Source organism: Pseudomonas sp. HP_08, assembly GCF_055284095.1.
The window spans coordinates 169,128-181,541 of record NZ_JBTOQC010000054.1; the positions used below are offsets into that span (position 1 = coordinate 169,128).

Below are 12,414 nucleotides of genomic sequence, written 5' to 3' on the forward strand. Positions count from 1 at the left end.
TCGGTTACGAGAAAATAAATGGAAAAAGTTCTCCTCATTACTGGCGGCTCTCGCGGAATCGGCGCGGCCACGGCATTGGCGGCAGCAGCGCAAGGCTATCGAATCTGCATCAATTACCTGTCCGATCATGCCGCTGCCGAGCGGGTCTGCAGTCAGGTGCGGGCGCTGGGCGCGCAGGCCATTGCCGTGCAGGCCGATGTCAGCAACGAGGACGAAATCATTCGCCTGTATTCGCGCATTGACGCGGACCTGGGACGAATCACCCATCTGGTCAACAATGCCGCAACGGTTTCACATGCCTCCAGGGTCGAGGACATGTCGGAATTTCGCCTGCTCAAAGTGATGATGAGTAACGTGGTCGGCCCCATTTTGTGCAGCAAGCATGCATTGCTGCGCATGTCGCCGCGCCATGGCGGGCAGGGCGGCAGCATCGTCAACGTCGGCTCTGCCGCCGCACGCCTCGGGGCGGCGAATGAATACGTCGACTATGCAGCCTCCAAGGGCGCGATCGACAGCTTCACCCTCGGCCTGGCCAAAGAGGTAGCGCCAGACGGCATCCGCGTCAATGCCGTGCGCCCGGGGTATATCTTTACCGATTTTCATGTGCAGTCCGGTGATCCGTTCCGGGTCAGCAAGCTGGAAGGTGAACTGCCGATGCGCCGTGGCGGCACCCCTGAAGAAGTGGCCGAAGCAATCCTGTGGCTGTTGTCGGACAGGGCCTCGTACGCCACCGGCACCTTCATTGATCTGGCCGGCGGCAGATAGCACTCCGTGGGGCGGCCGCTGTCCAGATGCTCCGTACCAGAACTGTTAAGGATGATGGATGAGTACGTGGTGGCAGGAAGTGGTAACGACGCTGCAGTCGGAGTTTTCCGATATCACGGATGTGTCGCAGTTGACGCGGGTGACCGTGCGCTTGTCGATTGCGGCATTGCTTGGCGGTATTCTCGGCTTCGAGCGTGAACACCGCGGCAAGGCCGCCGGGGTGCGCACGCACATGCTGGTGTGCATGGGCGCTGCGCTGTTCGTGCTGGCGCCGCGCATGAGCGGTGCCGACGATGCGGCCCTGAGCCGGGTTATCCAGGGCATCGTGGCAGGCATCGGCTTTCTTGGTGCGGGCACTATTCTCAAGGAACACGCCAGAAATATTTCTCAGGTCAAGGGCCTGACGACCGCTGCCGGACTGTGGATGACCGCCGCCATCGGCGTGGCGGCGGGCATGGGCCGTGAAGCGACCGCTGTGCTCAGCACGATACTGGCGCTGGGCATTCTTAGCCTGGTTCCGCATGTGGTCGACCGCCATGAGCACAAGCACAAATCCGACGATGAATTGCCACCTGCAGACAAACAGACGCTACCGGCCAAGGACAGTCAGGAACTGCCCTGAGCCTTTAGCTGCTCAGAGCCTCGCTGGCGGCTCGTGGCTGGGCGGATCGCCAATTGGCGGTTGCGTACCGGGCGGGGTAATGGGCGGTGCATCGTCCGGCGGTGGGACCGGAAGCGGCGGCTCGTCGATGTTTGGATCCTCGGGTTCTGGCGGAATCGGGATATTCATGGGCGGACCTCCTTGGGGTTGGTCCTGTATTGGATAAGCATGCCCAGGTAAAATTCCGCGCAACTTGCCGGATCAGTCCACGGCGAGGACGTTTTGCGGCAACTGTTCGGCCTGCCACTGGTCACGGCCCTTGTGCTTGGCGACATACAGGAAGGCATCGGCGGCTTTGATCATACTCGCGGGCGTGACCTCTTCAAGCCGCGGGGCATTGACGCTCACCCCGGCGCTGGCGGTGACGTGGCCGGCGGGATGGTCTGCGTGTTCGATGCCCAGCGCGCGGATGGCTTCAAGCAGGTTGTCCGCCACCTGCGCCGCACCGGCCGGATCGGTGTCGGGCAGCAGGATGGTGAACTCCTCACCGCCATAGCGCACCGCCAGGTCGGTGGGGCGTTGCAAGGTATTCTGGATGGCCTGAGCCACCTGGCGCAGGCAGTCATCGCCCGCTGAGTGCCCGTAGCGGTCGTTGAAGCGCTTGAAATAGTCGACGTCGAGCATGATCAGCGCCAGGCGAGTGTTCTGCCGTCTGGCGCGCGCGACTTCTTCGCCCAGCACGATGTCCAGCCGGCGCCGGTTGCCCAGGCCGGTCAGGCTGTCGGTCAGGGCCATGTCCTGAACCTGGCGGTGCACGCGGCGCAGTTCGGTTTCCATGGCCATGCGAGCGCGCAATTGCTTGAGGATAATAACCCCGAATCCCACCAGGCCTGCAATCAACAGCAGCAGGATCAGCCCGGTCTTGATCAGGTCCAGGCGCCAGGGCGCAATGATCGAATCGCGTGAAATGCCTGCTTCGACCACCAGCGGATAGCGACTCAGCGCCCGGTAGCTATAGAGCCGGTGGGTGCCGTCGACAACCGCCTTGACCTGCGCGATGCCGGCATTCGACCACGGCAGGTAGCGGGTAAAGATTTCACTCTGTGCCAGGCTCTGGCCGATGGTTTTGGCAATGAAAGGCCGCCGGACCAGAATGTTGCCGTCGCGCATGGCCAGCACCAGCGCGCCCTTGTCGTCGATTTTGAAGTCGCCGTAATAATCGACGAAATAGCTGACCCGGACCGTGCCCAGCATAACCCCGGCAAAGGAGCCGTCCCGGTTGTTCAGGCGCCGTGAAACCGGAATGATCAACTCCTGAGTGGAGCGGCTGTTGACCACTTTGCTGATGCGCACATCACGGTCGGCGTGGGTGCGGTGGTAGATGAAGTAATCGCGGTCGGCGTTGTTGGCCGACTCGGGCGTGCCGAGCTTGTCGGTCAGGATCCACTTGCCGGTGGCGTCATAGATGAACAGCCCGTGCAACTGCGGCATGATCCGCGTCTGCTGGACCATCAACTGGTGCATGCGCGCAATGTCGATCCGGTCCAGGCCGTCGCCTTCGACCCGCTCGGCCAGCACCGAGGTCAGGATATCCACCTGGCGGATCGCATCTTCGGCGTGCTGCGCCGTGGCCTGGGCCAGGTTGGTGACCGAGTCTTCGGCCGAGGCAAAGGCCTGGCGATAATCGCGCCAGGCACGCCAGCCCTCAACAGTGAGAAAGGTCATGACCACCACCAGCATGAAGCTGACGGTCAGCCGGAACAGGGTGGCGGTGCGTTCACGGTCTGCTGCAAGCGGACGGTGCCGATCGTTGACGGATGATTGTTCGTGACTTCCCTGCATCAAACGGTTCTTCCTGCTTCCTGACATGGCGCGTTACATAAGGATATAGGCAGGCTGCCGGCCCGTGCTTGGGAAAAACACAGCATTTTTCAAACTGGCCGTTTTACCGGCTGCGCCTATGCTTGCCCAGCGTGCTGCGGCATGTGTCTGTACCGGCCATCAGGGTCAGGCTTGCCGGGGTAAAGCTTTGAACTTTCCCCAGGGCTGTCGTTCGGAATCTTTGCAGTCGGCACCGCAGGCCCGAGCCTGGCGGCTGTCGTTCAACCCATTCAAAGCAGTCAATGCTATGGACCGCACCGCCGCGTCCCAGGGGCGTAAGGAGTGATGCTCGATGAATGAACAGTCATACAGTCCGGATTCTCACGCTTTCGAAACCTCACCCAACACTGTGCAACTCCAAGGCCCGTTGTCTTTGACCCAGGCACTGCAGTTGCCGCGCATTGCCATCGAGGACGTTACGCCGGTGCTTGAAGGCGGCCAGTTCGCTGCCAAGGCGATCATTGGCCAGCCGGTAACGGTCACCGCCAAGGTCTATGCCGACGGCCACGACAAGCTGGCCGTCAGGCTGGACTGGCGCGCTGAAGGTGACACGCAGTGGCACAGCACGGCGCTGCATGAACTGGGCAATGACAGCTGGACCGGCGACTTCACGCCCGTCACCGTGGACCGCTATGTATTCCGCCTGCAAGCCTGGATCGACGTGTACGCCAGCTACCGTTATGAGCTGGATAAGAAGCACGGCGCCGGGGTGCCGATCGAGCTTGAGCTTGAAGAAGGCCGTATCCATTTGCAGCACGGCGCCGAGCGCAGCCAGGGTGAGTTGCGCCAGCAGATCGAACAGGTGCTGGCGCAACTGGAAGGCAAGGACACCCAGTCGCGTGTCGCCTTGTTATTGCACAGCGAAACCGCGGCCCTGATGGCGCAGGCCGATAACCACAGCTACCTGAGTGTGAGCCGCGAATACCCGCTTGAGGTCGAGCGTGAGCGCGCGCAATTTGCCAGTTGGTACGAGCTGTTCCCGCGTTCGATCACCGATGATCCCAACCGCCATGGCACCTTCAATGACGTGCATTCGCGGTTGCCGATGATCCGTGACATGGGCTTTGATGTGCTGTATTTCCCGCCCATCCACCCCATCGGCCGCGCCCATCGCAAGGGCCCGAACAACTCGTTGACTGCAGGCCCCGATGATCCGGGCAGCCCGTATGCCATCGGCAGCCCGGACGGCGGCCACGAGGCCATTCACCCGCAACTGGGCAGCCGCGAGGATTTTCGCGCGCTGGTCGCGGCCGCCGCCGAACACGGCTTGGAACTGGCGCTGGACTTTGCCATTCAGTGTTCCCAGGACCATCCGTGGCTCAAGGAGCATCCGGGCTGGTTCAGCTGGCGCCCGGACGGCACCATCCGCTATGCGGAAAACCCGCCAAAGAAATACCAGGACATCGTCAACGTCGACTTCTATGCGCCCGATGCCATTCCCGGCCTGTGGCTTGAGTTGCGCGACGTGATCGTGGGCTGGGTCGAGGAGGGGGTCAAGATCTTCCGCGTCGACAACCCGCACACCAAACCGCTGCCGTTCTGGCAGTGGCTGATCGACGATGTGCGTCGCAAGCACCCTGACGTGATGTTCCTGGCCGAGGCCTTCACCAAGCCTGCGATGATGGCGCGCCTGGGCAAGGTCGGTTATTCGCAGAGCTACACCTATTTCACCTGGCGCAACAACAAGGCCGAGCTGTCCGAATACCTCACCCAGCTCAATGAAGCGCCGTTGCGCGATTGCTACCGGCCGAACTTTTTCGTCAACACGCCGGACATCAATCCGCACTTCTTGCACAACAACGGGCGGCCGGGCTTTCTGATTCGCGCGGCACTGGCGACCATGGGCTCAGGCCTGTGGGGCATGTATTCGGGTTTCGAAATTTGCGAGTCGGCGCCGTTGCCGGGCAAGGAAGAATACCTGGACTCCGAGAAGTACCAGATCCGCGTCCGCGACTTCACCGCGCCCGGCAATATCATTGCCGAGATTGCCCAGCTCAACCGCATCCGCCGGCAAAACCCGGCCTTGCAGACTCACCTCGGGCTCAAGCTGTACACCGCCTGGAACGACAACATCCTCTACTTCGGCAAGCGCACCGCGGATGGCAGCAATTTCATTCTGGTCGCGGTCAGTCTTGATCCCCACAACGTGCAGGAAGCGCATTTCGAGCTGCCGCTGTGGGACATGGGCCTGCCCGACGATGCCCAGACCACAGGCGAAGACCTGATGACCGGCCACCGCTGGACCTGGTACGGCAAGACGCAGTGGATGCGCATCGACCCGCATTACCAGCCCTTCGGTATCTGGCGCATCAGCGCGACCTGATCACAGCCCGCCGGGAGATCGCCATGGCCAAGAAGCCCAGAAACGCCAGCTTCATCAACGACCCGCTCTGGTACAAGGACGCGGTGATCTATCAGGTGCACGTCAAGTCGTTCTTCGACTCCAATAACGACGGCATCGGCGACTTTCCCGGCCTGATCGCCAAGCTCGACTACATTGCCGAGCTGGGCGTGAATACCCTGTGGTTGCTGCCGTTCTATCCCTCGCCGCGCCGCGACGATGGCTACGACATTGCCGATTACCGCGCCGTGCACCCCGATTACGGGAGCATGGCCGATGCCAAGCGCTTTATCGCCGAGGCGCACAAGCGCGGGCTGCGGATCATCACCGAACTGGTCATCAACCACACCTCCGACCAGCACCCGTGGTTTCAGCGCGCACGCAATGCCAAAAAGGGCTCCAAGGCCCGCGACTTCTATGTGTGGTCCGACACCGATCAGAAGTATCAAGGCACGCGGATCATCTTTCTCGACACGGAAAAATCCAACTGGACCTGGGACCCGGTGGCCGGTCAGTATTTCTGGCACCGGTTTTATTCGCACCAGCCCGATCTCAATTTCGACAACCCGCAGGTGATGGAAGCGGTGCTGAGCGTCATGCGCTTCTGGCTCGACCTGGGCGTCGACGGTTTGCGCCTGGATGCCATCCCGTACCTGATCGAACGCGATGGCACCAATAACGAGAACCTGCCCGAGACCCATCAGGTGCTCAAGCGCATCCGCGCCGAGATCGATGCGCATTATCCCGACCGCATGCTGCTTGCCGAAGCCAACCAATGGCCTGAAGACACGCAGCTGTATTTTGGCGACAGCCAAGGCCCGGACGGCGACGAATGCCACATGGCGTTTCACTTTCCGCTGATGCCGCGCATGTACATGGCGCTGGCGCAGGAGGACCGCTTTCCGATCACCGATATCCTGCGCCAGACCCCGGAAATTCCGGCCAACTGCCAGTGGGCGATCTTTCTGCGCAACCACGATGAGTTGACCCTGGAAATGGTCACCAGCCGCGAGCGCGATTACCTGTGGAACCATTACGCCGCCGATCGCCGGGCGCGGATCAACCTCGGGATTCGCAGGCGTCTGGCGCCACTGGTGCAGCGCGACCGGCGCCGCGTCGAGCTGCTCAACAGCATGCTGCTGTCCATGCCGGGCACGCCGACCCTGTATTACGGCGACGAGCTGGGCATGGGCGACAACATCTATCTGGGCGACCGCGATGGCGTGCGCACGCCCATGCAATGGTCGATCGACCGTAACGGCGGCTTTTCCCGCGCCGACCCGGCCAGCCTGGTGCTGCCGCCGATCATGGACCCGCTGTATGGGTACCAGTCGATCAACGTCGAAACCCAGGATGCCGATCCGCATTCATTGCTGAACTGGACCCGGCGCATGCTGGCGGTGCGCAAGCAGCAAAAGGCCTTTGGCCGCGGCACGCTGCACATGCTGTCGCCAAGCAACCGCCGTATCCTTGCTTACATCCGTGAATACACCGACAGCGACGGCCGCACCGAGAGCATTTTGTGCGTGGCCAACATGTCCAGCGCATCCCAAGCGGCAGAGCTGGAACTGTCGGCCTATGCCGGCAGGGTGCCGGTCGAAATGCTCGGCGGCAGCGCCTTTCCGCCCATTGGCCAGCTCAATTACCTGCTGACCTTTACGCCTTATGGCTTTCATTGGTTTCTACTTGCAGCGGAGAATCAGATGCCCAGCTGGCACGTTGAACCGGCTCAAAGCATGCCGGACTTCCCGACCCTCGTTCTCAAGAAGCGCCTGGAAGAACTGCTCGAAGAGCCCCTGCGCGACATCATCGAGAACACCTCGCTGGCGGTTTATCTGCCCAAGCGGCGCTGGTTTGCCAGCAAGGACAAGCCTGTCGAAAGCGTGCACATCGCTTATGCAGTGCGCCTGAGCAATGGTGAGCGGCCCGTGCTGCTCAGCGAGATCGATGTGGTCGCAGGCGGTCAGCAAGAGCGCTATCAATTACCGATCGGATTGCTCGCCGAAGAAGATTTCAGCAGTGCGCTGCCGCAGCAACTGGCCTTGAGCCGCGTGCGTCGCGGGCCGCAGGTCGGCCTGATCACCGATGGCTTTACCCTGGAGCATTGCATCCGTGACGTGATCCAGGCCATGCAGACGCAGACGGTCATCGACACGATGAGCGCGCATGGCCAGCTGCGCTTCGAGGCCACTGAAAAGCTCGCACCGCTGGGGCTCGATCAACAGTCGCAGGTGCGTTATCTGTCGGCCGAGCAGTCCAACAGTTCGGTGGTGGTGGGCGATAGCCTGGTGTTGAAGATGATCCGCAAGGTCAGCGCCGGCATTCACCCGGAACTGGAAATGGGCGCTTACCTGACTGGCGCAGGCTACCAGTACATTTCGCCCTTGCTGGGCTCTCTGGTGCGGGTCGATGCCGACGGCCAGCCGCACCTGCTGATGATTGCCCAGGGCTACCTGAGCAATCAGGGCGATGCCTGGGAATGGACGCAGAACAATCTGGAGCGGGCGGTGCGCGATCAACTGGCGCACGGCACTCCGGGGCAGGATTCGTCTTACAACGCCCTGACCGAACTGGCCGATTTCTCGCGCAACCTTGGCCAGCGCCTGGGCGAGATGCACAAGGTCTTGGCAGCGCCCACCGACAACGCCGACTTTGCTGTGGAGAACACCACGGCCGATGAAGCTCTGGCCACGGCCAAACGGGTGCAGGCGCAGATCGATCGTGCCCTGAAATTGCTCGACCAGCGCAAGGACGGCCTGCAGGCGCAAGATCGCCAGTTGGTTGAAGAGCTGCTCGCACAGCATGAGCGCATCCAGGCGCACGTGCTGTCGCTGGCCAAGGCCTCCGAGGGCGGGCTGCGCATGCGCGTCCATGGTGATTTGCACCTGGGCCAGGTACTGGTCGTCAAGGGTGATGCCTACCTGATCGACTTTGAAGGCGAGCCGGTGCGTCCGTTGCAGGAACGCCGCGGCAAATACAGCCCGTTCAAGGATGTCGGCGGTGTATTGCGCTCTTTCGATTACGCGGCGGCCATGGCCGCGCGCAGCGCCCAGAGCGTCGACACCTCTCAGGAAGCGGTTGCCGCTCGCCAACAGGTCGCCGAGGCCTATCTGAGCCAGACCCGCGAGGCGTTTCTGGACGGTTACCGACACGCCAGTGCCGGCATCGCCCATGCCTGGAAAGACCCGAACGGGGAGCGCGCGGCACTGGAATTATTTACCCTTGAAAAAACCGCCTATGAAGTAATCTACGAAGCCGAGAACCGCCCGGACTGGTTGGCCGTGCCTTTGCAAGGCTTGCGTGGGTTGCTGCAATTGAACGATGGAGAGTCAACATGAATGTGCCTGATAAACGCGGCGCGGGCCGCCAACCACTGCCCGCTGTCGTCGACACGGACGCTTTGATCCGTGCCGAACACCGTGATCCGTTCTCCATCCTTGGCCCGCACGATGATGGCAACGGCGGGCAGATCATTCGAGCCTACCTGCCGGGTGCATTGAGTGTGCGGGTGCTGGCGCGTGGCAGCGAACAGGATCTGGGCGAGTTGCCCATGACCCAGATCCCCGGCTTTTTCGCCGGCCAGTTTGCCGAGGCGCAACCGTACCTGCTCAAGGTGCAATGGGCCGGCGGCGAGCAGATCACTGAAGACCCGTACAGCTACGGGCAATTGCTCGGCGAAATGGACATCTATCTGTTTTCCGAGGGCAATCACCGTGACCTTGGGCACTGCCTGGGCTCGCAATTGCAAACCGTCGATAACGTCCAGGGCGTGCGCTTTGCCGTCTGGGCGCCGAATGCCCGGCGGGTATCGGTAGTCGGCGATTTCAATAACTGGGACGGTCGCCGCCACCCGATGCGCCTGCTGCATTCTTCGGGTATCTGGGAAATCTTCGTACCACGCCTGCAGCCGGGCGAAAGGTACCAGTACGAAATCCTCGGCCAGCACGGCATTCTGCCGCTCAAATGCGACCCGGTGGCGCGGGCCACGACCTTGCCGCCCGAAACCGCTTCCAAAGTCGCCGGCCCCTTGCAGTTCGAATGGCAGGACCGCGAGTGGATGGAGGCACGCGGCGAGTTGCATGCGCCGTCTGCACCGTTGTCGATCTATGAGCTGCACGCGGGCTCATGGCAGATGGAGCAGAACGAAGACGGCACCGCCTGGCGTCAATACAACTGGCGCGAGCTGGCCGACCGGCTGATTCCGTATATCCATGAACTGGGCTTTACCCATATCGAGCTGATGCCGATCATGGAACACCCGTTCGGCGGCTCCTGGGGCTACCAGTTGCTGGCGCAGTTCGCCCCGACTGCACGCTATGGTTCGCCTGAGGATTTTGCTTTCTTCGTCAACGCCTGCCACCAGGCCAATATCGGTGTGATCCTCGACTGGGTGCCGGCGCATTTTCCGACCGATACCCACGGCCTGGCCGAGTTCGACGGCACCGCACTCTATGAGTACGGCAACCCGCATGAAGGCTTTCACCAGGACTGGAACACGCTGATCTACAACCTGGGCCGCACCGAGGTGCACGGTTTCATGCTGGCGTCGGGGTTGTTCTGGCTCAAGCATTTCCACATCGACGGCCTGCGCGTCGATGCGGTGGCCTCGATGCTCTACCGCGACTATTCGCGCAAGGCCGGCGAATGGGTACCGAACCGCTTTGGCGGCCGGGAAAACCTCGAAGCCATCGACTTTTTGCGCCACCTCAACGATGTTGTAGCCCTTGAGGCACCGGGCGCCCTGGTCATCGCTGAAGAATCCACCGCCTGGCCGGGCGTGACGCAAACCACCCAGCAGGGCGGTCTGGGCTTTGCCTACAAATGGAACATGGGCTGGATGCATGACTCGCTGCACTACATCCAGCAAGACCCGATCCACCGTGCCCATCACCACAACGAGCTGAGCTTTGGCCTGGTGTACGCTTGGTCGGAGCGTTTCATCCTGCCGATCTCCCACGATGAGGTGGTACACGGCAAGCGCTCGCTGATCGACAAGATGCCCGGCGACCGCTGGCAGAAATTTGCCAACCTGCGCGCCTACCTGACCTTCATGTGGGCGCACCCCGGCAAGAAGCTGCTGTTCATGGGCTGCGAGTTCGGCCAATGGCGAGAGTGGAACCACGATGAGCAACTGGACTGGTATCTGCTGCAGTACGCCGAGCACATCGGCGTGAAGAAACTGGTCGGCGACCTCAATCGTCTGTACCGCGAAGAAAAAGCCCTGCACGAACGCGACACCGAGCCGATGGGCTTCCAGTGGCTGATCGGTGACGACCACGCCAACAGCGTTTACGCCTGGTTGCGCTGGAGCAAGCAGGGCGAGCCATTGCTGGTGGTCTGCAACCTGACGCCAGTGCCTCGCGAAGGTTATCGCGTCGGTGTGCCGTTTGCCGGCGCATGGACCGAGTTGCTTAACAGCGACTCGGAAACCTATGCCGGCTCCAACCAGGGCAACGGCGGTGAAGTCCGCGCCACCGACGTCCATAGCCACGGCCAGGCCGCTTCGCTGCAACTCAACCTGCCGCCGCTGGCGGTGCTGATCCTCAAGCCTAAAGGCTAGGCGCCGACGGTTGTTCCCGGCGCGACAGCCACCAGGTCAGCGCCAGCGCCAGCCCTGACAACACGGCACTGTAGAAGAAGATCAACCCATAGCCCTGACCCAGGGCTATGGCACCCATCAACGGCCCGGCAATCGCCATGGCCAGATCGAAAAATACCGCATACGCGCTCAAGCCGGCCGACCGACTGGCGACCGGCACCCGCTTGATCGCCTCGACCCCCAGCGCTGGATAAACCAGCGACAGACCCAGGCCCGTCAGGCCCGCGCCAACCAGCGCAATGCCGGTGTTGGGTGCCAGCCACAACAGTGCCAGCCCGACGATTTCCACACCCATGCAGGCCATGGCGGCCAGAAAACCGCCCAGGCGATTGATCGCCCCGATGAACACCAGCCGCGAAACAATGAAGCAGACCCCGAACAGCGTCAGGCAGTACGCCGCACCTTCCCAGCCGCGGCTGATATAGAACAGGGTGATGAAGGTGGTCAGGGTGCCGTAGCCAATCGACGCCAGGGTCAACGCCAGGCCGAACGGTGACACGCGGCCGAACACCGACCAGTAAGGCATGCGCTCGCCCTTGATCACCGGCACCGAAGGTTTGTGGCGGATCAACAACAGGCCGGCGCCGGCCAGCAGAACCAGCGCGATGCCCAGGCTGTGAAAGCCGACTTCGCCGATCATCCACACGCCCAGTGGCGCGCCGATGGCGATGGCGCCGTAGGAAGCAATGCCATTCCAGGAAATCGAGCGGGCAGTGTGCTCGACGCCCACTTTGGCAATCGACCAACTGATGGTGCCGACTCCGATAAACCCCTGGGCTACGCCCATGAACAGCCGCGCGACGATCAACAGGGTCAGGCTGGCAGCGGGAAACGTTTCGCACAACGTGCCGATCAGGGTCAGTACGCCGCCGATTACAAAGCCCGCCAGCCCGTAGACGATGGCGCGCTTGCTGCCCAGGTTGTCGGTTATCCGTCCCGCAAAGGGGCGACTGATCAGTGTCGCCAGGTACTGCGCGCCAATCGCCAGTCCTGCTACCACGGCGCTGAAGCCTAACTGGTCATGAATGTAGCCGGGCAGGATGGCCACGGGCAGGCCGACGCACAGAAAAGCAATGAAGGTGTAGAGGACAATGCCGACGATTTGCAGGGTGATCGTCATGTTGCTGGGCGGGGTGACGGCAGAAGAGGGTCCTGATGGTTTGGAGCTCGAAGACATAAGACGGGTCCACAGGCGGTGGGGTAGGCGTGCCTCATGATGGCGCGTGA

7 protein-coding genes are annotated in these 12,414 nt (G+C 61.9%); 5 read left to right on the top strand and 2 right to left on the bottom strand.

Features of this window, described 5'->3' with window-relative positions:
• The first annotated feature begins 18 nt into the window (after positions 1–18).
• Both ACYAS9_RS31095 and ACYAS9_RS31100 read left to right on the top strand, forming a co-directional pair.
• Complete coding sequence (locus ACYAS9_RS31095) at positions 19–765, top strand: SDR family oxidoreductase (RefSeq protein WP_463572346.1); 747 nt, start codon at positions 19–21, stop codon at positions 763–765.
• 58 nt (positions 766–823) lie between these two features.
• Positions 824–1,387 carry an MgtC/SapB family protein gene (locus ACYAS9_RS31100; protein ID WP_463572347.1) on the top strand — a complete coding sequence of 188 codons (564 nt, stop codon included), beginning with the start codon at positions 824–826 and terminating at the stop codon, positions 1,385–1,387.
• A gap of 240 nt (positions 1,388–1,627) precedes the next feature.
• Here the strand turns inward: ACYAS9_RS31100 and ACYAS9_RS31105 are convergent, their stop codons facing one another.
• Positions 1,628–3,208 (bottom strand): sensor domain-containing diguanylate cyclase, encoded by a 1,581-nt coding sequence (locus ACYAS9_RS31105; RefSeq protein WP_463572348.1) that lies wholly within the window; start codon positions 3,206–3,208, stop codon positions 1,628–1,630.
• 331 nt (positions 3,209–3,539) lie between these two features.
• Here ACYAS9_RS31105 and ACYAS9_RS31110 point away from each other — a divergent pair, with 331 nt between their 5' ends.
• The 3 genes from ACYAS9_RS31110 to glgB are packed head-to-tail and all read left to right on the top strand — an operon-like array spanning position 3,540 to position 11,148.
• Positions 3,540–5,570, top strand: a complete 2,031-nt coding sequence (locus ACYAS9_RS31110) for an alpha-1,4-glucan--maltose-1-phosphate maltosyltransferase (protein ID WP_463572349.1) — start codon at positions 3,540–3,542, stop codon at positions 5,568–5,570.
• A 23-nt stretch (positions 5,571–5,593) separates the two neighbouring features.
• Positions 5,594–8,926 carry a maltose alpha-D-glucosyltransferase gene (gene treS / locus ACYAS9_RS31115; protein WP_463572350.1) on the top strand — a complete coding sequence of 1,111 codons (3,333 nt, stop codon included), beginning with the start codon at positions 5,594–5,596 and terminating at the stop codon, positions 8,924–8,926.
• Positions 8,923–11,148 carry a 1,4-alpha-glucan branching protein GlgB gene (gene glgB, locus ACYAS9_RS31120; RefSeq protein ID WP_463572351.1) on the top strand — a complete coding sequence of 742 codons (2,226 nt, stop codon included), beginning with the start codon at positions 8,923–8,925 and terminating at the stop codon, positions 11,146–11,148. Before treS ends, glgB begins: the two co-directional genes overlap by 4 nt.
• Here glgB and ACYAS9_RS31125 read toward each other — a convergent pair.
• Positions 11,138–12,364 (bottom strand): MFS transporter, encoded by a 1,227-nt coding sequence (locus ACYAS9_RS31125; RefSeq protein ID WP_463572352.1) that lies wholly within the window; start codon positions 12,362–12,364, stop codon positions 11,138–11,140. The genes glgB and ACYAS9_RS31125 overlap by 11 nt on opposite strands.
• Positions 12,365–12,414 lie beyond the last annotated feature (50 nt).